General features: G+C 51.8%; 20 protein-coding genes, 2 tRNA genes and 1 other annotated feature. Of the genes, 1 reads left to right on the forward strand and 21 read right to left on the reverse strand.

What is annotated here, in order from left to right:
* Positions 1-31: 31 nt before the first annotated feature.
* The 15 genes from ACTNCH_RS10655 to ACTNCH_RS10725 form a co-directional block, all read right to left on the reverse strand.
* The gene (locus ACTNCH_RS10655) at positions 32-1240 is read right to left on the reverse strand and encodes a S1C family serine protease (protein WP_441018261.1); all 1209 of its coding nucleotides are present in this window, start codon (positions 1238-1240) and stop codon (positions 32-34) included.
* 127 nt (positions 1241-1367) lie between these two features.
* The gene (locus ACTNCH_RS10660; protein ID WP_441018259.1) at positions 1368-2948 is read right to left on the reverse strand and encodes a VanZ family protein; all 1581 of its coding nucleotides are present in this window, start codon (positions 2946-2948) and stop codon (positions 1368-1370) included.
* Between the two features lie 16 nt (positions 2949-2964).
* Positions 2965-3546, reverse strand: coding sequence for a sigma-70 family RNA polymerase sigma factor (locus ACTNCH_RS10665; protein ID WP_441018257.1), 582 nt, complete (start codon positions 3544-3546; stop codon positions 2965-2967).
* A 3-nt stretch (positions 3547-3549) separates the two neighbouring features.
* The gene (gene rlmB, locus ACTNCH_RS10670; RefSeq protein ID WP_441018255.1) at positions 3550-4293 is read right to left on the reverse strand and encodes a 23S rRNA (guanosine(2251)-2'-O)-methyltransferase RlmB; all 744 of its coding nucleotides are present in this window, start codon (positions 4291-4293) and stop codon (positions 3550-3552) included.
* Positions 4294-4719 (reverse strand): Mini-ribonuclease 3, encoded by a 426-nt coding sequence (locus ACTNCH_RS10675; RefSeq protein ID WP_441018253.1) that lies wholly within the window; start codon positions 4717-4719, stop codon positions 4294-4296.
* The gene (cysS, locus tag ACTNCH_RS10680) at positions 4704-6110 is read right to left on the reverse strand and encodes a cysteine--tRNA ligase (RefSeq protein ID WP_441018251.1); all 1407 of its coding nucleotides are present in this window, start codon (positions 6108-6110) and stop codon (positions 4704-4706) included. Before cysS ends, ACTNCH_RS10675 begins: the two co-directional genes overlap by 16 nt.
* Entirely contained in the window at positions 6097-6822 is a 726-nt protein-coding gene (gene epsC / locus ACTNCH_RS10685; protein ID WP_441018249.1) for a serine O-acetyltransferase EpsC, read from the reverse strand. The genes cysS and epsC overlap by 14 nt, the downstream gene beginning before the upstream one ends.
* 85 nt (positions 6823-6907) lie before the next feature.
* Positions 6908-7144 (reverse strand) — a binding site (T-box leader).
* A gap of 92 nt (positions 7145-7236) precedes the next feature.
* A complete protein-coding gene (locus ACTNCH_RS10690; RefSeq protein WP_441018247.1) occupies positions 7237-8082 on the reverse strand; it encodes a GNAT family N-acetyltransferase in 846 nt (281 codons plus the stop codon).
* 53 nt (positions 8083-8135) lie between these two features.
* Complete coding sequence (gene ispF, locus ACTNCH_RS10695; RefSeq protein WP_441018245.1) at positions 8136-8678, reverse strand: 2-C-methyl-D-erythritol 2,4-cyclodiphosphate synthase; 543 nt, start codon at positions 8676-8678, stop codon at positions 8136-8138.
* A gap of 72 nt (positions 8679-8750) precedes the next feature.
* Positions 8751-9242, reverse strand: coding sequence for a DNA-deoxyinosine glycosylase (locus ACTNCH_RS10700; RefSeq protein WP_441018243.1), 492 nt, complete (start codon positions 9240-9242; stop codon positions 8751-8753).
* A gap of 120 nt (positions 9243-9362) precedes the next feature.
* Positions 9363-9436 (reverse strand) — tRNA-Met (locus ACTNCH_RS10705).
* 5 nt (positions 9437-9441) lie between these two features.
* A tRNA-Val gene (locus tag ACTNCH_RS10710) sits at positions 9442-9514 on the reverse strand.
* 148 nt (positions 9515-9662) lie between these two features.
* Positions 9663-10505, reverse strand: a complete 843-nt coding sequence (gene nudC, locus ACTNCH_RS10715) for an NAD(+) diphosphatase (protein WP_441018241.1) — start codon at positions 10503-10505, stop codon at positions 9663-9665.
* Between the two features lie 65 nt (positions 10506-10570).
* A complete protein-coding gene (gene thrS / locus ACTNCH_RS10720; protein ID WP_441018239.1) occupies positions 10571-12478 on the reverse strand; it encodes a threonine--tRNA ligase in 1908 nt (635 codons plus the stop codon).
* Between the two features lie 21 nt (positions 12479-12499).
* Complete coding sequence (locus tag ACTNCH_RS10725; protein WP_441018237.1) at positions 12500-13006, reverse strand: SEC-C metal-binding domain-containing protein; 507 nt, start codon at positions 13004-13006, stop codon at positions 12500-12502.
* A gap of 359 nt (positions 13007-13365) precedes the next feature.
* Here ACTNCH_RS10725 and ACTNCH_RS10730 point away from each other — a divergent pair, with 359 nt between their 5' ends.
* Positions 13366-13566, forward strand: coding sequence for a hypothetical protein (locus ACTNCH_RS10730; RefSeq protein ID WP_441018235.1), 201 nt, complete (start codon positions 13366-13368; stop codon positions 13564-13566).
* Between the two features lie 49 nt (positions 13567-13615).
* Here the strand turns inward: ACTNCH_RS10730 and ACTNCH_RS10735 are convergent, their stop codons facing one another.
* The 6 genes from ACTNCH_RS10735 to ACTNCH_RS10760 all read right to left on the reverse strand — a co-directional run bounded on the left by ACTNCH_RS10735 (position 13616) and on the right by ACTNCH_RS10760 (position 19167).
* Complete coding sequence (locus ACTNCH_RS10735; RefSeq protein WP_441018233.1) at positions 13616-14215, reverse strand: HAD family hydrolase; 600 nt, start codon at positions 14213-14215, stop codon at positions 13616-13618.
* Between the two features lie 8 nt (positions 14216-14223).
* The gene (locus ACTNCH_RS10740; RefSeq protein WP_441018231.1) at positions 14224-15507 is read right to left on the reverse strand and encodes an adenylosuccinate synthase; all 1284 of its coding nucleotides are present in this window, start codon (positions 15505-15507) and stop codon (positions 14224-14226) included.
* A 115-nt stretch (positions 15508-15622) separates the two neighbouring features.
* Complete coding sequence (locus ACTNCH_RS10745; RefSeq protein ID WP_441018372.1) at positions 15623-16333, reverse strand: ABC transporter ATP-binding protein; 711 nt, start codon at positions 16331-16333, stop codon at positions 15623-15625.
* 1 nt (position 16334) lies between these two features.
* Complete coding sequence (locus tag ACTNCH_RS10750; protein ID WP_441018229.1) at positions 16335-17186, reverse strand: ABC transporter ATP-binding protein; 852 nt, start codon at positions 17184-17186, stop codon at positions 16335-16337.
* Positions 17183-18268 (reverse strand): branched-chain amino acid ABC transporter permease, encoded by a 1086-nt coding sequence (locus tag ACTNCH_RS10755; RefSeq protein ID WP_441018227.1) that lies wholly within the window; start codon positions 18266-18268, stop codon positions 17183-17185. Before ACTNCH_RS10755 ends, ACTNCH_RS10750 begins: the two co-directional genes overlap by 4 nt.
* 14 nt (positions 18269-18282) lie before the next feature.
* Positions 18283-19167 (reverse strand): branched-chain amino acid ABC transporter permease, encoded by an 885-nt coding sequence (locus ACTNCH_RS10760; RefSeq protein WP_441018225.1) that lies wholly within the window; start codon positions 19165-19167, stop codon positions 18283-18285.
* Positions 19168-19173: the final 6 nt, after the last annotated feature.

Here is a 19173-nt window from a genome sequence, read left to right on the forward strand (position 1 = left end):
ATCCTGTTTAACAGGATTCTTTTTTTATGTTTTATTTGCCCGCATGGTCTGCTGCTTTATTCTGTCCCAGTGTGACCGTCACCGTTTTTTCTGCATACTGACCATTCTCCTGGCTGCTGTAGGTGATCTCCACCTGCTCGCCGTATTTGTAATAGGAGATCTGCTCCTTCAAATCCGCCAGAGCAGATACGCTGGTTCCGTCGAATTTGGTGATGATATCGCCCTTCTGAAGACCAGCCTGCTCTGCCGCGCTGCCGGCCTCTACCGCTGTGATGTAGACGCCCTTGGGCATATCATAGGCCTGTGCCACTTCACTGGTCACGTCCTGGCCGCTGATACCCAGAAAGCCCTGCTCGCCTTCAGCCGCCTTCTCGGTTCGTACCTGACGGTTCATCAGGTTCTCAATAATATCCACCACATCGTCCACCGGAATCGCATAGCCCATACCCTCTACACTGGTTTCCGAATATTTCGCGGAGTTAATTCCAACTAACTGTCCGGACAGATTCAGAAGCGCGCCGCCGCTGTTACCCGGGTTAATAGCCGCATCTGTCTGAATCAGCGTATTGGTTGTATTTTCGATGGTAACCTCACGGTTCAGGGCGCTTACAATGCCTGTTGTCACGGACTGTCCATAGCCCAGCGCGTTGCCGATGGCTACTACCTGCTGTCCCACCTGCAGATCCGAGGATTTTCCAATCTCAATGATCTTAATAGCGGAAAGCGTATCCTCCGACAGATCCTTCAGGTTTACGGCAATGACCGCGATATCATGATCCGCGTCTGTTCCCTTCACTGTGGCCTTTGCCACACTTTCATCTGCGAAACCTACGCTCAGCTCCTGAGCACCGCTGACCACATGGTTATTGGTAACCATCAGAAGTTCTGTATCCGTCTTACCGATGATAATGCCGGAACCGCTACTCTCGCTCTCATAAGCCTGGGGCTGGCCGAACAAGCTCTGCATCTCCTGAACGCTCTTATTGGTAATTGCCACCAGGGAGGGCATGGCCGCCTCCGCGATAGCGGACACACTGCCCTTAGATGTACCGGAGCTTCCGGAATCCGAGGAGTTGCTGACTGCGCTGGCCACGTTCAGCTCTGCCTTATCCGCCGCGGTCACTGCTCCCCCATTTGCCTTATGATACAGATAATTGCTGCCCTGAAAGGCTGTGCTTGCCAGCACGCCAAAGGCCAGGGCCGTCGCTACAAATTTACTTCCTTTTTTTATGCTTCTCATATAAAAGACCTCCTCAAATCAGGTTTTTTCTTCCTTTCATTTGACGAGGTCATTATATCTTATATCTGTGATGTAATTGTGGTGCTTTTATGTCGCAACTGTGGTATTTCTATGTTTTTTTTGTGTTCTATTCCTCTTCGGAAGCTCCCGCCACATAGTCAAACAAGGTCTTTGCATCCTGATAACGTCCCGGATCCCCGTCCTGCATCAGTACCGCAATATAGGTTCTTCCCTCGATCTCCGCGGCAGCCACCAGGCATTTCACGTCATTGAAGCTGCCTGTCTTCATACCGATGGCATTTTCATAATACTGACTGCCGGAGGGCTGAATCAGCTCATTGGTATTTTTGTAGGTCAGATCCAGGTTGTCGAAAAGAGCACGGTAAGAGCTGGCTCCGCAGAGCTTCTTAATCGTGTCATTTTTCAGACAGGCCCTGGCTATGCGGACCATATCCCTGGCGCAGCTGTACTGACCGTCAGCCTGATCTCCGTCCGGAGTCAGAAAGCTGGAATTCTCCAGATTCAGCTCGGTTCCCAGATCCTTTTCCGCATCCAGAAAGGCCTTCAGGGCATCGTCCACGGACGCTTCGTCATTGCCGAGAATCTTCCGTCCGGTATAGGCTGCCAGCGCATAGGCCGCGTCGTTGCCGGATGGAACCAGCATGGCCCCCAGGAAGGTTTCCACCGTTCCGATGGTTCCCACCTTCAGATTGGCGTTGGACGCCTTGTCACTGATACGGGTAATCTCTTCGCCCGCCGTCATTTTTTCCGCCGGATCGCAGTAATTTAACACCGTCAGGGCCGTCATCAGCTTGGTGGTGCTGGCCGGTACAGCCTGATCGGTTCCGCTCTTTTCATAGAGAATCAGATCCTCGTCTACCGAAAACAGAATCGCAGATCCCGCTTCCAGGGAAAGCTCTGGCATGGTCTCTGCCACCTGAAGCTGCTTTGCCGCTTCCTCTGCCAGGCGCTTTGCCTCAGCCTCTTCCGCTGCCTTCTGCGCCTCAGCGGCCTTTCTGGCCTGATCTTCCTCCTGCATACGTACCTCCTTCACATGGGCAATCTCCAGCCGGGTGCCCTGTACCATGACCGGAAGTAACATCAACAGGAATAAAAGCTCCAGCTCCAGACGCACCGGCGCCGTCACCTGATGGCCCCGGGAACGCTTTACCGTAGCCATTCGCTCGATTCCCGCAATATTCATACACAGCAGCCCAAACAGGAAATAGCCCAGGAAGCTGCCAAACAGCGCCCACAGAATGTCGTCCAGACGCACGGGCATAGCGGGCATAAACAGCTGAAATACCTCGATAAAAAGCGCTGCGCTTCCGCACAGGGACAGCACCTTGCCCGGATTCCGGCTCCGCCGGAATAAAAACGGCACCAGGAAGCCTATAGGGATATATTTCAGGAACGCCCCAAATAGAGCGCCCACGCCGCTCTCCTTCACCATGCGCACCGTTCCCACCACAGGAATCAGATTCATTCCCGAAAATGAGGGCTTCAGGGAAAATCCCAGAGCCGGGCTCACAGACGCGGAAAACAGGGTCAGAAGCCACCAGGCCAGCACTGCCATTCCGGCTTCATGAGCCACCGGCACCCGCATCCGGCCACCGCGGTACAGCAGCCGGAGCAAGCCCCGATAAATCACATATACAAGCAATCCTATCAGAAAATAGGGTTTGATACTTCCGAAATATCCTGCCAAAAAACCCCCTCCTTCTTTAGTTCAGAATGCATTTCTTTAGTTTTCGACGAATCCGCTGGAGAGCATTGTCTATGGATTTGGGAGTTTTTCCCATTTTTTCAGCAATCTGAATGTAATTTTCCCCGCTCAGATACCGTTCCAATATGGTATTCTCCATAGGACTTAAAAGCGCCTCGATCCGTACCTGCAGATTCTCCGCGGACTCCTGATCAATCAATAGTTCCTCCGGGCTTTTTCCCCGGGGTCCCTCTCCTGCAGCGTCCAGTCCCTCCGTCAGCTCCACATAGCTGTTCAGAGGCGTATGCTTCTGCCGGGAGGCCGCCTGAATCGCTGTGTAGATCTGGCGGGAGATGCACAGCTTCGCAAAGGCCCCGAAGGCCGTCTCTTTTTCCGGCCGGTAATCCCGGATCGCCTTAAACAATCCCAACATTCCCTCCTGAATCAGATCGTCGCTGTCGCCACCTATGAGGTACAGAGTCCTTGCTTCCCGCCGCACCTGCCCCTTATAGCGCTCTATCAGAAGATCCATACATTCCGGCTCACCGACACGAATCCGTTCTATCAGCTCTTCATCTGACTGTGTCTCATTCTTTATCATATATTATTTCTTCATTCTCTGCCGTACAATCTCGTAGGCCAGCACTCCCGTTGCCACAGAGGCGTTCAGGGAATCAATATTTCCTTTCATGGGGACGGAAGCAATGAAGTCGCAGGACTCCCGCACCAGACGGCTGACGCCCTCTCCCTCATTTCCGATAACCAGGCCGATGGGGCCGGTCAGGTTCAGGTCGTACATGGTCTCGCCGCCCATATCGGCGCAGACAAACCACAGACCCTGCTCCTTTAACTCCTTGATGGTATTGGTCAGGTTGGTAACTTTCGCTACAGGTGTGTAGTTGATAGCTCCCGCTGAGGCTCTGGCCACCACTGCCGTCAGGCCTGCTGCCCGGCGCTTGGGAATAATGACCCCATGTGCGCCTGCCAGGTTGGCTGTACGGATAATAGCTCCCAGGTTATGGGGATCCTCGATATCGTCCAGAAGAATCAGGAAGGGAGCCTCCCCCTTCTCCCGGGCAGCAGCCAACATTTCGTCCACCGTACTGTAATCGTAGGCCGCGGCCTGGGCAATGACGCCCTGGTGATGGCCGGTGGAGGACATTTGATCCAGGCGCTCCTTGGTCACAAAATTCACGATGGTATCGTGCTTTCTCGCTTCCCGCTTGATGGTATTGATACTTCCGTCCTGACAGCCATCCTGCACGAACAGCTTATCGATGGTCTTGCCGGAACGAAATGCCTCAAGCACCGCATTTCTTCCTTCTATGGTCAGTTCTTCGTAATTCATTTATTCCAGTCCTTTCTTCACAAGCTCCAGAATCCGCTCCATACGGCCTGTGAGATAGAGATAGCCCATCAGCGCTTCAAAGCCTGTGGCCCGGCGGTAATCCGACATGGTAGCGTGCTTCGCCATAGTGGCGGAATTGGCGTTGCGGCCCCGCTTAAAGACCTGCATTTCCTCCTCCGTCAGTTCCTCCTTAATACGCTCCAGAGAAGCCGACTGGGCTCCCGCGTTCACCAGAGTACTGGCTTCCTTGTGAAGCCGATTAGCCTGGGCGTTGCCCCTTCCCACCAGAAGGGAACGGATTACCAGCTCATAAACGGCGTCCCCGATATAGGCCAGCACCAGAGGTGAATAGGTCCGGACGTCCACATCCGGAAGCTCCCAGTTCTCCTTCAGGGCGCTCATCAGATCCATTATGCTCTTTTCCATTTAACGCCCTCTCGTGTATCCTCCAGAACAATGCCTTTGCTAAGAAGCTCTGCGCGAATCTCGTCGGCCCGGGCAAAGTTCTTCTCTTTTCTTGCCTGCTGACGCTCTGCAATCAGCGTCTCGATATCGGCATCCAGAAGCTCTTCCTTCTTGTCCACTACCAGACCCAGAATATCGCACAGGGTCTTCAGACGGTCCAGGCATTTCTGCAGATAAGACTTGCTGTTCTCTGCGCTTGTGTGGGTATTCAGGTATTTTACCAACTCAAAGATGGCCGCAATGGCGTCCGCCGTATTGAAGTCGTCGTCCATGGCTTCGTCAAATTTCTTTACATACTCCTCGGACGCGTCATAGTGGGCGGTCTCGCTCTCGGTCATGCTGTCGTCCTTGGCGTTGGCAATCAGATGCTTCAGGTTGTCCGCCGCAGTCAGGATTCGATCCAGGCTGGTCTTGGAGGACTGCATCAGATCGGCGCTGAAGTTTAAGGGACTTCTGTAGTGGGCGCTCAGCATGAAGAAACGGAGCACCTGCGGATCGTATTTCTCGGTAATCTCTCTTACGGTAAAGAAGTTGCCCAGGGACTTGGACATTTTCCGGTTGTCAATGTTCAGGAAAGCGTTGTGCAGCCAGTAGTGGGCGAACTCCTTTCCGTTGCAGGCCTCGCTCTGGGCTATCTCATTTTCATGGTGCGGGAAAATCAGATCCTCGCCGCCTGCGTGGATATCAATCTGCTCGCCCAGATATTTTTTGGACATGACAGAGCACTCGATGTGCCAGCCCGGACGTCCCTCGCCCCAGGGTGACTCCCATGCGGGCTCTCCTTCCTTTTTTGGCTTCCAAAGTACGAAATCCAGCGGATCCTCTTTTTCATTCTCACCGGATACCAGAAGGGAACGGTTGCCGCTCCTGAGATCGTCCAGGTTCTTGTGGGACAGCTTTCCGTAGGGAGCAAACTTTCTGGTGCGGAAATATACGGTTCCGTTCACCGCGTAGGCATAGCCCTTGTCAATCAGATCCTGAATCATCTCAATCATGCCCGGAATCTCCCGGGTAGCCAGAGGATGCGTGGTGGCCGGCTTTACGTTCATGTCAGCCATATCCTTTTTGCATTCCGCGATATAACGCTCGGAAATCTCGTTTGCGGGCACGCCCTCCTCGATAGCCTTCTTGATAATCTTGTCGTCCACATCTGTGAAGTTGGATACATAATTTACTTCATAGCCCTTGTACTCCAGATAACGGCGCACCGTGTCGAATACGATCATCGGACGGGCGTTGCCGATATGGATAAAATTATATACGGTAGGGCCGCATACATACATTTTTACCTTGCCCTCCTCCAGGGGAACAAATTCTTCCTTGCTTTTCGTCATTGTATTATACAGCTTCATGTTTTTTCTCCTTCTTTTTTTCCTCTTTTTCTTTTTTCTTCTCGGCTTTTTTCGCCGCCTTTTGTCTCTCTTTCTCTTCCAGCTCAGACAACTGCCGGTTCAGATCCGCGTTTTCCTTACGCAGTGCCATCAGCTCCTCCATAACCGGATCGGGCAGGTTGACCTGATCCATATCGCTTCTGGGTACCTTTACGTTGTCCTGCTTTACAATGCGTCCCGGCACGCCTACTACCGTGCAGTTGGGCGGCACCTCCTTCAGCACCACCGATCCGGCTCCGATCTTGGAATTCTCCCCGATGGTAAAGGAGCCCAGAATTTTTGCTCCCGCACTGACCATGACGTTGTCCTCCAGGGTCGGGTGCCGCTTGCCCTTCTCCTTGCCGGTTCCGCCTAGGGTAACACCCTGGTAGAGGGTTACATTATCTCCGATAATGGTGGTTTCTCCGATGATCACGCCTGAGCCATGGTCGATAAACAGTCCTTTCCCGATTGTAGCTCCCGGGTGAATCTCAATCCCCGTCTTTCTTCTGGAACGCTGGGAAATCCATCTGGCCCAGAAATAATGTCCGTTCTGATAAAGCTTATGCGCCACCCGGTAATTCAGGATCGCCCAGAAGCAGGGATACAGAAGCACCTCTGCCGATGTCTTGATGGCCGGATCCCGTTCCCGGATCACCTGGATTTCTTCGTTGATATATTTCATGATTCCCATGATATTCCCCTTTGATCATAACAGATTTTTTTGAAATATGGAATGGAATTCCCTATTATATAAAAAAGGATTCTGACATCTCCTGTTAAGAGACGAAAGAATCCGCGGTTCCACTCTTTTTAAAAGGCTCTCTGCCTTTTCCCTTTTTCCGCGTAACGTGCGGTTCTCCCGTACCCGGCTTGCAACGGCTTCCCGCCCTTTGTTCACCGGATCAGCTCCCGGATGCACTTCGTCCGTTCCTCCCGCGAAAGCTGCTCGCAGCCAATGACAGCTTTTCTCTGACGCTTCGGATGCGGATTACTTTTCCGTTCCCTGCCTTTTTCTTATCCTTTTATAGAATATGCAAAAAATGCCCGTTTGTCAAGCCTTTGCAAATAATTTCAGGAAATATTCCTGTTTTTCTTCGAGGCCTTCTTACACCAGCTCATTCAGATAGACGCCGTTCACCACGCGCACCTGCATGAGCTTCCGGACTTCCGCCTCCCTGATACCCGGAAGCTCCTCTGCTCCCAGCATACCAAAGAGAAAGCTGCCCAGATCCGCAATCGAAATGACAAGCTCCGGCTCTGCGTCGCTGCGGGTAAGGCTGCTGCCCTCCTCCGTAAAGCTCCAGCAGAATACGCCGTCATTTTCCGGCAGAATCGGATCCACAACACAAAGCACCAAGCTCTGGGGCTTCTCTGCGCCAATCGAAGCCACAAACCGCGCCATGTCCACCAGCCGGACCATCATAGGCGTACTCTCCCATTCCGGCCAGTCGATGTGACGCTTCTGATATGCTTCGTCCTTTTCCACAAACAGATCGTAGTCCTCCGCCAACTCATCCGGGGTCAGATCTGCCAGACTCTCCTCGTCGTCATTTCCCATCAGCCGGAAGTCGAAGGGCGTGTAAATGGCCTCGTCTGCCGGCATCAGAAAGGTAAAGGGCAGCCCGTCCGCGTACATGTCCCCAAGAGCCTTCGTAAGCAGCCTCCGCATCCATCCCTGATGGCGATATGCGGCCTTTGTGGCCACCGCCACGATATAGTCCGCCCGGATCTTTGTACCGCGGAACTGAAAAGTATAGGGATTCCGGTGCAGCATGGACACGATCGCGCCGTCCTCCTCCGCCACCAGGATCTGATTATCCCGGGCTTTGATTTGGTAATAAAGCTCTGAAAAACCGTCCGCGTCCTCCACAAATACCTCCTCATAGAGAACCCGGGAGCGGCTTCGCTCCTGATCACTCAGGTATCTTACTTCCCGTTTTTTACTTTCCATGCCTTGTACCTCGTCTGTACGCCTGTTATTAGATATTTTTCTCTGTTACTCTTTTATTTCTGACAGCCGCCGCAGCCCGGGCACTCTCTCTGGGGCTGCATGACGTCCTCGTAGGCGTAATTTGCCACCGGAATCAGTGCGCAGATAGCCTGGGAGGAAATACCCTCGCCGGTGCCGGTAAAGCCCAGCCCCTCCTCAGTGGTCGCCTTAATGTTAATCTGACTCTCTTCGATTCCGAGTGCCTTCGCCACATTGGCGCGCATCTTCGGAATATGGGGGGCCATTTTCGGCCGCTGGGCAATGATGGTGGCGTCGATATTCCCCACCACATAATTATGCTCCTCCAGAAGCCTTCCCACATGCTCCAGAAGCCGGATGCTGGAGATTCCCTTATAAGCCGGATCCGTATCCGGGAAATGCTTTCCAATATCGCCCAGCGCCGCCGCTCCCAGAAGCGCGTCCATAATCGCATGCAGCAATACGTCTGCGTCGGAGTGACCGAGAAGCCCCTTTTCATAGGGAATCTCCACGCCGCCTAAGATCAGCTTTCGCTCCTCCACCAGTCTGTGTACGTCATATCCCATTCCTACCCGCATGTTATACCTCTTTCTTCAGGGAACTCTTCCCTGTTATTTTTTCATTTTCCTGCGCTCATTATATCGCAAAAATTAAGATAAGTATAGCCCAATCACTTTCCACTGTTCGATCAGTTTTTCCAGTGAGCAGGCCGCGTTGGCCGGGCTGGTGGAGGGTAAGCGCACCGCTGCCCGTCCGGTCACCGAAAAAATATATTTCTTGTAAAGCTTCTCCGCCGTACCGCCGTTCACATAGATCTGCCGGATATCCGCCGCCTCCAGAATGGGCCGGATATCATTGGGCACCACATTTCGAATGCTGCTGTCGCTGGATCCTTCAATCTCACAGCTGGCAATCACGTCCCAGAGGGCAATGCCATTTTGCAGGAGGAACTCCCGCTTCTCCGGTATGCTCTGCGGCGTTTCCTGCCCCATCTCGGCCGACAGTACCCGCCAGAAGCGATTCTGGGGGTGGTTGTAAAAGAAATGGCCTTCTCTTGATTTCACCGACGGAAAGCTGCCCAGAATCAATATTTTGGAATGTTCATTAAAAAGCGGCGGTATCTCGTGCTGTACCTGTTCCATATCGTTCACCCCGTTTCCATCTTTTCTCTCAATCAAAGTTTCCGTATATCTATGCTCCAAAACAATTTTCAAAAGCAAACAAAAAGCCCAAAGGCAAATGCCTTTGAGCTTGAATCTTAGTAGCGAGGAAGGGATTTGAACCCCCGACACTGCGGGTATGAACCGCATGCTCTAGCCAACTGAGCTACCTCGCCATAAATGGGACCTATAGGGCTCGAACCTATGACCCTCTGCTTGTAAGGCAGATGCTCTCCCAGCTGAGCTAAGATCCCATTTCGTTCTCGGTTTTGACTTGCTGTCCCAACCGACTTGCTTAGTATAACCTTATACGCAGAAAAAGTCAAGCACTTTTTTCAACTTTTTTTCAAATTTTTCATTTTATTTAAAAAAACGACAAAACTTGCATAAATACAGGGGTTTTCAGACCTTTCCATTTTTAAACTGCCAGATCATTTCGCTGGTCAGACTGATATTCAGGGGCTGGGGCTTGGCTTTCTCGCGGGTAAACCATTCCGCTGTGGCCAGCTCCTCTGTATCCAGGGTAATGGTTTCATCGTCTCCGTCCAGATCTACAAAAAAGCCCATGAGCACCGTCTCAGAGAAGGACCAGGGCTGGCTCTTATAATAACGAATATTTTTCACCTTCAGGCCCACTTCCTCCATGACCTCCCGCCGGATGGTCTCCTCGATGGTCTCTCCAATCTCCGTAAAGCCTGCAATCAGAGCGTAATAGGTAATACTGTCCCGTCCTGCGTATTTGGACATCAGAAGCTTATCCTTGTGGAGAACTCCCACAATTACTGCCGGGGAAATCTTCGGATATTCCATCTGGCCGCAATCCGGACAGCGCATCATACGTTCCTTTGTGTCGTGCACCATAGGACAGCCGCAGTGTCCGCAAAACTTCCGGGTATCATACCAGTGCCACAGCTGATAGCCGGTGATTCCCGCAAAGGACAGCCACTGGGGACGGGCGTCCCGGAATCTGCGGCTGCTTTCCAGACGGAAGTTCCTGCGCTCCGGCAACTCCAGCTCCTTTGCCAGATAAAATCGCTGTTCATCAATGGTAAACAGATAAATAATGTTTTCCGAAAGTTCCTGTTTTACCTCTGGAAAGTCCCGGAATCTGGGAAATTCAATATTCTCTCCCTCCCAGTCTGCCAGAGCGTTATGCTTCTCAAAATACATAAGATAGCTATTCCCGTCCGGCTCTGTAGGACGGTATTCGTTATGATAACAATGCGGTGCGATATCCTGTATCATCGGTAACTCCTTTAAAAAACCCAGCCGGAAGTGTACCCTCCGGCTGGGGAATCTGTTTTCGTGGCTTATCTGCCCTTTGTCTCGATCTCTTTTGTTACGTCTGCAATGAATGCGTCCAGCGCCTTTGCTCCCTGATCGCCTGCCTCGCGGCTTCTGACGGAAACAGTGCCGTCTTCCTCTTCCTTCTGGCCTACAACCAGCATATACGGAATCTTCGCGGTCTGTGCCTCACGGATCTTGTAGCCAATCTTCTCCGCGCGCTTATCAAGCTCGGTGCGGATACCGGCCTCATCCAGAGACATCTTTACCTGCTCTGCGTAATCCATATACTTGTCGGAAATCGGCAGCACACGTACCTGAACCGGAGCCAGCCAGGTGGGGAACGCGCCTGCAAAATGCTCGATCAGGATACCGATGAAACGCTCGATGGAACCGAATACCACGCGATGGATCATGATCGGGCGGTGCTTCTCGCCGTCTGCTCCCACGTACTCCAGTTCAAAACGCTGGGGCAGCTGGAAGTCCAGCTGAATGGTTCCGCACTGCCAGGTACGGCCAATGCAGTCTACCAGATGGAAGTCAATCTTCGGACCGTAGAATGCGCCGTCGCCCTCATTTACCACATAAGGCATACCCAGCTCGTCCAGAGCGTCGCGAAGACCTGCGGTAGCTACCTCCCAGTCCTCGTCGCTTCCCATGGAATCCTCGGGACGTGTGGACAGCTCCACATGATATTTGAATCCAAACATGGAATAGGTATCGTTGATCAGAGCCACTACACCCTTGATCTCGTCCTTAATCTGCTCCGGCGTCATGAAGATATGTGCGTCGTCCTGTGTAAAGCAGCGCACACGCATGAGACCGTGAAGCTGGCCGGATTTCTCATGACGGTGTACCAGACCCAGCTCGCCCACACGCAGGGGCAGGTCACGGTAGGAACGGGGCTCTGCCGCATAAACCAGAACGCCGCCCGGACAGTTCATCGGTTTGATCGCGTAGTCCTCGCCGTCGATGACGGTAGTGTACATGTTATTCTTATAGTGATCCCAGTGTCCGGAGGTCTCCCACAGGCTTCTGTTCAGGATAATCGGGGTAGATACCTCTACGTAGCCTGCCTTCTTGTGGATCTCTCTCCAGTAGTCAATCAGGGTATTCTTAAGCGTCATTCCCTTCGGCAGGAAGAACGGAAAGCCCGGTCCTGCTTCGTGCATCATAAAGAGACCCAGCTCCTTGCCAAGCTTTCTGTGGTCACGCTTCTTTGCTTCCTCCATCATGGTGATGTATGCTTCCAGCTCTTCCTTTTTCGGAAATGCGGTAGCGTAAAGACGGGTCAGCATCTTGTTGTGCTCGTCGCCTCTCCAGTACGCGCCTGCCAGGCTCATGATCTTGAAAGCCTTGCCTACGTCTTTGGTACTCTTAAGGTGCGGTCCTGCGCACAGATCCACGAACTCACCCTGCTGGTAGAAGCTGATTTCCGCATCCTCCGGAAGGTCCTCGATCAGCTCTACCTTGTAGGGCTCTCCCTTTTCCTTCATAAATGCGATAGCTTCCTCGCGGGGCTTGGTAAAGCGTACGATCTCCAGATTGTCCTTGATGATCTTCTTCATCTCGGCTTCAATCTTATCAAAATCGTCGGAAGTCAGCGGAGTCTCAAAGTCCATATCGTAGTAAAAGCCGTCTGCTACGGAGGGTCCGATAGCCAGCTTTACCGTGGGGTACAGGCGCTTTACTGCCTGGGCCATCACATGGCTTGCAGTATGGCGCAGAACCGGCAGGGCCTTCTCGTCCTTCAGGGTCAGAATATTCAGCTGGCAGTCCTTGTCAATGACTGTTCTTAAGTCTACAACCTCGCCGTTCAGCTCGCCTGCCACGGTCATACGCGCCAGTCCTTCGCTTAAGTCCTGGGCAATCTCATATACGGATTTGCTTTCTGCGTACTCCTTTACGGAGCCGTCCTTCAGTGTAATTTTCATAATCATTCTCCTCCCGCGCCTTTACGCGTTCTTTCCGCAGCACTTTTTGTACTTCTTTCCGCTTCCACAGGGGCAGGGATCGTTACGGCCGATCTTCGGTCCCTTTACGATGGTATTGGACTTTTTCTGCTCCAGATACAGCTCATGCAGCTTCTCCTCAGAAAAGATCTCTTTCCACTGGGGCAGCTCATAGAGCCAGTCTGCCTTTGCGTCTACCATGTTCTTGTAAAGCTTCTCTTTATCAAACCTCAGGGATACCACCGTATCCTCCTCCATCTCCTCGATGGGGTTCGGCTCTACCAGACTGTCGTTGATGCCATCCAGGAAGCCTGTCATAGTCATCACGTCCTGTCCGTACTTCTCTGCCAGTTCCTTGACCGTACCTTTTACCTCAGTATCCGGATCTGTAAGAAGCTGCTCGTAGATGCCCTTCTCAATATTGAAATAGTTCGCCCAGAATCTCTGGATGTCACCCTTATTTGCTTTCTCATCGTAGGCCATATCGCGCCACTGTTTCAGTAATGCCATAATTTAATCTCCATCCTTTGCTTAAAACATTTCTATTTTTTAAATATAGCAGGACAGATATTAAAAATCAAGCTGTATTTTGTATTCCGGGCTATGTTCCGGCCCAAATCTGCCCTTTCCTTTTCCGGTCTGCAGACGAAATCACCCCGAAGCGTTTTTGGCGCTTCGGGGTGATCTGCTAAAGGGGAGGATATAAGTAATTCGTTTCTCTTTTGTCTGATGTTAGTATATCCCTGTCCCATTCTTTTATACAAAGTATTTGCGCTTTTTTCTTTTTTGTGATAAATAAAAGAGAGGGAAACTGAAAACCAGGATCCCGGAACTAAGACAGAAAGGATTCTTCTATAAGAAAAACTGCTATGAAAGACAATAAATGTAAACGAATTCTGGCCCTCATCGGCGTGGTGCTGCTGGTGGGTATGTATCTTCTGACCCTGGTCTTCGCCTTCATCGACCCCACCGAGGGAAAGAACTGGCTGAAGGCTTCCATCGTATGTACTATTTTTATTCCGGTCTTCATCTATGCCTGCATTATGCTGGCCCGGTATCTGAAAAAATAAGTATCCGGACGTAACAGACCCTGCGCAATTAATGCGCAGGGTCTTTGTCTTACAGCATTTTATTTAATTCTTCCCGCGCCTGTTCATAGGACGCAAAACGGATTCCATGGATTCCCAGTCTGTTTGCCGCTTCCACATTCTCCGCATTGTCGTCTATGAAAACCGCATTTTCCGGAACGATTCCATAGTGCTCAAGCAGACCGCTGAACGCTTCCGGATCCGGCTTGTTCTTATGGGTCCGATAGGAAAGATGATATCCATCCATCTGTCCTAAAAATCCCATCATGGTCTCCTCATTCTGCTCAAAGATCCGCTTCTGCCAGTTCGACAGGGCATATACCTTCAGACCCCGGGCCTTCAGTTCCCCAATCCATGCATTCGCATAGGGAAAGCTCCAGGTACACCGTCCCAGATTCTCATAGACAGCACGAATCTCCGGCTCATAATCCGGCGCGTTGGATATAAAATCCCACAGTTCCTCTTCCTCTGTCATCAGGCCCTTGTCATGCTCTTCCCAACAGGGGCTCAGAAACACTGCTTCCTCCAGCGTTCTGTACGGGATCTCATCCGGCACGATTCCATGCAGATACTGATCCCAGCTGTAATCCATCAGGACTTTACCAATATCGAAAATAACTGTATCAATCATAACGTACCTTATTTATTGCGGAAAATGATATCGTCACGTCCCGGTCCGTTGGAAACCATGGTAATCGGACACTCGATATGCTTCTCGATGAACTCCACATACTTGCGGCAGTTTTCCGGCAGATCCTCGTACTTCTTGATGCCGCGGATATCGCATTTCCAGCCCGGCAGTACCTCGTATACAGGCTTTGCCTTCTCCAGCAGATAAGTTGTCGGGAAATCTGTGGTAACCTTTCCGTCGATCTCATAGCCTACGCAAACCGGAATTTCATCCAGGTAGCCCAGAACATCTGTAACGGTAAACGCCACGCCGGTAGCGCCCTGGATCCGGCAGCCATACTTGGAAGCTACACAGTCATACCAGCCCATTCTTCTGGGACGGCCTGTGGTTGCGCCGAACTCTCCGCCGTCGCCGCCTCTGCGTCTCAGCTCGTCTGCCTCTTCTCCGAAGATCTCGCTGACGAACGCGCCTGCGCCTACGGCACTGGAGTATGCCTTGCTGACTACGATGATCTCCTTAATCTCATAAGGCGGAATACCTGCGCCGATGGCACCGTAAGCTGCCAGGGTAGAGGAAGAGGTAACCATCGGGTAAATGCCGTGATCCGGATCCTTCATAGATCCAAGCTGACCCTCCAGCAGGATGTTCTTGCCCTCATGGATAGCGTCCCACAGATACTTGGACACGTCACATACGTAGGGCTCTACCATCTTCTTATACTCCATCAGTTCCTCATAGAGCTTATCCTCATCGAGAGCCGGCTTATGATATAGGTTCTCCAGAACCACATTCTTCTTCACGCATACATTGGCGATCTTATCGCGAAGATACTTTTCGTCCGCGAACAGCTCGCTGACCTGGAAGCCAATCTTCGCATATTTATCAGAATAAAAGGGCGCGATACCGGACTTGGTGGAACCGAAGGCTTTTCCTCCCAGACGTTCCTCCTCGCACTGGTCAAACAGGATATGATAAGACATCACAATCTGCGCGCGATCGGATACGAGAATCTTCGGAGCGGGTACTCCCTTCTCCACAATACTCTGAATCTCGTTGAACAGAACCGGAATATTCAGTGCTACTCCATTTCCGATGATGCTGGTGGTGTGATTGTAAAACACACCAGACGGCAGGCTGTGCAGCGCGAACTTTCCATAATTGTTTACGATTGTGTGGCCTGCGTTTGCACCGCCCTGAAAACGGACGATGATGTCAGACTTCTGAGCAAGCATGTCTGTGATCTTGCCCTTTCCCTCGTCACCCCAGTTGGCGCCTACGATTGCTTTTACCATAGCTTGTATCCCTCCATTAGGTTAATAACTAAAATAATAATAACGTCAGCGCAGCACGACGCACTGCACCGACGTTTAGTATACATGGTTTTTCCAAAAATGTAAATGGATTTTCTTATGATTTCTTCGCTTTTCCCAGATACGCCGCCTTCACTGCTTCATTTTCCAGAAGCTCCACTCCGGTTCCGCTTAAGGTAATGCGGCCTGTCTCCATAACGTATCCTAAGTTCGCCGCCTTCAGGGCCATATTGGCATTCTGCTCTACCAGAAGAATCGTTACGCCCTGCTTATTGATTTCACGGATGATATCAAAGACGCCCCGGACAACGATGGGTGCCAATCCCAGGGAAGGCTCGTCCATCATGATAATCTCCGGCCTGGACATGAGCGCCCGGCCGATGGCCAGCATCTGCTGCTCGCCTCCGGACAGGGTTCCGGCCAGCTGCCAGGAACGCTCCTTCAGCCGCGGGAACAGATCATAGACCCAGTTCATATCCTCATCCAGGGAATCCTTACGCATATACGCGCCGATTTTCAGGTTCTCTGCCACAGTCATATCCGGGAATACCCGGCGTCCCTCCGGTACCAGGGTGATACCCTTGGTCACAATCTGCTCGGTAGGTATGCCTGTCAGCTCCTCGCCCTTTAAAAGAATGCTTCCGCTCTCCGGCTTCACCAGTCCCACGATGGAACGGAGGGTGGAGCTTTTTCCGGCTCCGTTGGCTCCAATCAGGGTGACAACCTCCCCTTTGGGTACCGCAAAGCTGATATCCTTTACGGCCTTGATTCCGCCGTAGGATACATTCAAATCCTTTACTTCCAGAATATTACTCATCGTCCGCACCTCCCAGATATGCTTCGATTACCTTCGGATTGTTCCGGATCTCCTCCGGCGTACCCTCCGCAATGGGCTTTCCGAAATCCAGCACATAGATACGGTCGGAAATCTCCATAACCAGATCCATATGATGCTCAATCATAAAGACAGTCAGGTTGAATTTTTTGCGGATCTCATCAATAAACTCCGTCAGCTCCAGGGTTTCCTGGGGATTCATGCCTGCCGCCGGCTCATCCAGCAAAAGAAGCTCCGGTTTGGTAGCCAGGGCCCGGGCGATCTCCAGATGGCGCTGCTTGCCGTAGGGCAAAGAGGTTGCCAGCTCATCTCTTACGTCGGTCAGTCCCACGATTTCCAGAAGCCGCTCGGTCTCCTCCCGCATCCTGGCCTCTTCCTTTCCATTTAAATGGAAAGTAGCGGTAAAAATATTGCTGGTCCGCAGCATATGCTTGGCAATCAGAATATTATCAAATACGGTCTGGCTCTTAAACAGACGGATATTCTGGAAGGTTCTGGCAATTCCCAGACGGGTAATCTTATCCGGCGTGGGCGCCAGCACATGCTGTCCCTCATACATGACCGGATTTTCTCCCCGGTACAGCTTCTTCATTTTCCCCTGCGGGTGATTCTGTACGATTTTATTTCCTTTATAATAGATAGCGCCGTTGCTGGGGGCATACACGCCTGTGATCACGTTGAAGGCTGTAGTCTTACCGGCTCCGTTGGGGCCGATGAGGGATACAATCTCTCCTCTGTTGACCTCCAGGTTCATATTGTCTACCGCAATGACGCCGCCAAACTGCATGGTGACATTTTCTACTTTCAGAACATTTTCTGTATTCATCTGGAAGCGCCTCCTTCCGTACCTTTCTTTTTTCTGCCTAATCTGCGGAAGAAATTCGCGATTCCTTCAATCGAAAACTCCTTATCTCCCATAATACCCTTCCGGTAGAACAGCACTACGCACATAATAATGACCGCGAAAACAACCTTACGGAAACCGGCGCGTAAGAGAGGCACATGAAAGCTTCCGATATACAGATTGTCATTGTCCAGGAACCGCAGCCACCACTCGGAGCAGGCAATGAACAGGAAGGAGCTGATACAGCTTCCTGTCACGGATCCGATACCGCCGATTACCACAATCAGCAGAATCTCATAGGTCATGGCTGACTTGAACATGGAAGCCTGAATGGTAGTCTGGTACATAGCCAGCAGTCCTCCGGAGATTCCGGCGAAAAAGGAGCTGATCACGAAGGCCAGCCGTTTGTGATGGGCCAGATTGATTCCCATGGCCTCCGCCGCGATCTCATCGTCACGAATAGCCTTGAAGGCCCGGCCATAGGTGGAATTGATCAGCAATACAATCAGCGCGATGCAGATGCCAGACACGATAAAGGGATACAGAACCGACTTGAAGGCCGGAAAATTACGAAGCAGGTTGGAGCCGTTGGTCAGCGGGCCAAGCTTATCCCACTGGAACACCGCACGGATAATCTCCGCGAAGCCCAGGGTCGCGATGGCCAGATAGTCGCTTTTCAGGCGAAGCACCGGAAGACCGATCAGGTACGCGAAAATGCCTGCCACGACGCCGCCCGCAATCAGAGCTAAGGGAACCGGAATCGCAAACTGCACAATGCCGCCGTCAAAATACTGATAGACGCTGGCTCTCATTTCTGTCGGAATGGTAAGAATGCCGTAGGTATAGGCTCCCAGCAGCATAAAGCCTGCCTGGCCTAAGGAAAACAGGCCGGTAAAGCCGTTCAGCAGGTTCATGGACACTGCCACCAGCGCGTAAATCGCGCCCTTTTTCAATACGGTAAATAACATGGAACCGGACGGCAGAAGCTGCTCCAGCACAAAAAGCAGAAGGAGAAGTCCTCCAATCAGACCGACGTTCCACATGACCTTTGTCTGTTTTTTCATGATTGAACGCCTCCTTATACCTTATCAATAACCTTCTCACCGAACAGGCCCGTGGGCTTGGCAATGAGAATGACAATCAAAAGGGCAAAGGTAAACGCGTCCGAGAAGGTGGTCCAGCCCAGACCCTTAATGATATTTTCACAGATACCGATGATAAACGCTCCGATCACCGCGCCGGGAATGGAACCGATACCGCCGAATACTGCCGCGACAAAGGCCTTCAGGCCCGGCATAGCGCCTGCCGTCGGGGTTACGCCTGTGTAATTGGTAAAGAACAGCATACTTCCGATGGCCGCCAGAAAGCTTCCGATGATAAAGGTCATGCTGATGACGGAATTGATCTTAATTCCCATAAGCTGGGAGATTTCAAAATCACGGGAGGCCGCGCGCATGGCCATACCGATCTTCGTATACTTAATCAGCGCCACCAGCGCCAGAACCAGCACAATGGTCAGAACCGGAGTGATGACGGTAACACGCTTGGTGGTTGCTCCGAACACGGAGATGGTATCGCTGAGCCAGGGAATGGCCGGATACTGCTGGGACAGACCTCCGGTCACGTAAAGCGCCAGGTTCTGCAGCAGATAAGACACGCCGATGGCGGATATCATGATCGACATACGGGGCGCGCTCCGAAGAGGCTTGTAAGCCACACGCTCCACCAGGAAGCCCAGAAGCACCGTCAAGACAATCATCAGCGGGATCGCCACGTAAATAGGTATCACCGTCATGGCGTATACCATGATCAGGCCCGCCACCATGAAAATATCGCCATGTGCAAAGTTAATCAGTCGTAAAATTCCGTAAACCATGGTATAGCCGATAGCAATCAGCGCATACTGTCCGCCTACGGAAATACCTGCCATCAGGTACGGCAGGTTCTGGTTGATCCATTCCATACATAA

The organism is Candidatus Merdisoma sp. HCP28S3_D10 (assembly GCF_052065835.1).
Classification (GTDB): Bacteria; Bacillota; Clostridia; order Lachnospirales; family Lachnospiraceae; genus Laedolimicola.

What these genes read in the sequence shown, in the direction of transcription:
- ACTNCH_RS10725 (WP_441018237.1), bottom strand. Translation starts at nt 13,006, where the DNA reads ATGGCATTACTGAAACAGTGGCGCGATATGGCCTACGATGAGAAAGCA.
- nudC (WP_441018241.1), bottom strand. Translation starts at nt 10,505, where the DNA reads ATGATACAGGATATCGCACCGCATTGTTATCATAACGAATACCGTCCT.
- ACTNCH_RS10690 (WP_441018247.1), bottom strand. Translation starts at nt 8,082, where the DNA reads ATGGAAAGTAAAAAACGGGAAGTAAGATACCTGAGTGATCAGGAGCGA.
- ACTNCH_RS10735 (WP_441018233.1), bottom strand. Translation starts at nt 14,215, where the DNA reads ATGATTGATACAGTTATTTTCGATATTGGTAAAGTCCTGATGGATTAC.
- ACTNCH_RS10740 (WP_441018231.1), bottom strand. Translation starts at nt 15,507, where the DNA reads ATGGTAAAAGCAATCGTAGGCGCCAACTGGGGTGACGAGGGAAAGGGC.
- ACTNCH_RS10700 (WP_441018243.1), bottom strand. Translation starts at nt 9,242, where the DNA reads ATGGAACAGGTACAGCACGAGATACCGCCGCTTTTTAATGAACATTCC.
- ACTNCH_RS10750 (WP_441018229.1), bottom strand. Translation starts at nt 17,186, where the DNA reads ATGAATACAGAAAATGTTCTGAAAGTAGAAAATGTCACCATGCAGTTT.
- ACTNCH_RS10655 (WP_441018261.1), bottom strand. Translation starts at nt 1,240, where the DNA reads ATGAGAAGCATAAAAAAAGGAAGTAAATTTGTAGCGACGGCCCTGGCC.
- epsC (WP_441018249.1), bottom strand. Translation starts at nt 6,822, where the DNA reads ATGGGAATCATGAAATATATCAACGAAGAAATCCAGGTGATCCGGGAA.
- thrS (WP_441018239.1), bottom strand. Translation starts at nt 12,478, where the DNA reads ATGAAAATTACACTGAAGGACGGCTCCGTAAAGGAGTACGCAGAAAGC.
- ACTNCH_RS10675 (WP_441018253.1), bottom strand. Translation starts at nt 4,719, where the DNA reads ATGGAAAAGAGCATAATGGATCTGATGAGCGCCCTGAAGGAGAACTGG.
- cysS (WP_441018251.1), bottom strand. Translation starts at nt 6,110, where the DNA reads ATGAAGCTGTATAATACAATGACGAAAAGCAAGGAAGAATTTGTTCCC.
- ACTNCH_RS10730 (WP_441018235.1), top strand. Translation starts at nt 13,366, where the DNA reads ATGAAAGACAATAAATGTAAACGAATTCTGGCCCTCATCGGCGTGGTG.
- rlmB (WP_441018255.1), bottom strand. Translation starts at nt 4,293, where the DNA reads ATGAATTACGAAGAACTGACCATAGAAGGAAGAAATGCGGTGCTTGAG.
- ACTNCH_RS10755 (WP_441018227.1), bottom strand. Translation starts at nt 18,268, where the DNA reads ATGAAAAAACAGACAAAGGTCATGTGGAACGTCGGTCTGATTGGAGGA.
- ACTNCH_RS10665 (WP_441018257.1), bottom strand. Translation starts at nt 3,546, where the DNA reads ATGATAAAGAATGAGACACAGTCAGATGAAGAGCTGATAGAACGGATT.
- ispF (WP_441018245.1), bottom strand. Translation starts at nt 8,678, where the DNA reads ATGCGGGTAGGAATGGGATATGACGTACACAGACTGGTGGAGGAGCGA.
- ACTNCH_RS10760 (WP_441018225.1), bottom strand. Translation starts at nt 19,167, where the DNA reads ATGGAATGGATCAACCAGAACCTGCCGTACCTGATGGCAGGTATTTCC.